Annotated in this window: 1 pseudogene; it reads right to left on the bottom strand. The window is 68.3% G+C overall.

Features of this window, described 5'->3' with window-relative positions:
* Window positions 1-443: pseudogene (locus DVK07_RS21430) on the bottom strand (hypothetical protein); the annotation flags it as partial.
* Window positions 444-480: the final 37 nt, after the last annotated feature.

Below are 480 nucleotides of genomic sequence, written 5' to 3'. Positions count from 1 at the left end.
TGATTGTTCCCGGTGCGGCGGTACGACGGCATGCCGTGCTTGCCGGTCGTGCCGGATGTGCGTGAGGTCCAAGAGGTACCACTCCCCCCTTGCTGACTCCCGAACCGCTGGGCTACCGTGTGGCCCACTGCGGCTTTCGGTCCCCAGCGGGCCGCCGTTGCTCCGGCCCAGGGACCCGCCACCGCAGTGGCGCCGGCGACGGCGCCCGCCGTCACGGTGAGGCCGGTGGCCCGACCCACCGTGCGTACCAGCCGGGGTGTCGTGTACGCGAACAGCTTCCAGATGATCCACACGCTCACCACGGGCAGCGAGACGGCGATGAGATAGCCGAAGAACGGATTTTCAGGTGCCATTGTTCCCGGCGCGCCTGCGACCAGCAGTTCGTAGCCCCGGAACACCAGTGCCACCGGCAGCGGCATCACCGCCAGCGGAATGAACTTCACCGCCACGCGGGTGGCGATGCCGGAGATAACGGGAAGG

It is taken from the genome of Halorubrum sp. Atlit-26R (assembly GCF_003666015.1).
Lineage (GTDB): Archaea > Halobacteriota > Halobacteria > Halobacteriales > Haloferacaceae > Halorubrum.
This window is presented reverse-complemented; position numbering and strand designations above follow the sequence as displayed.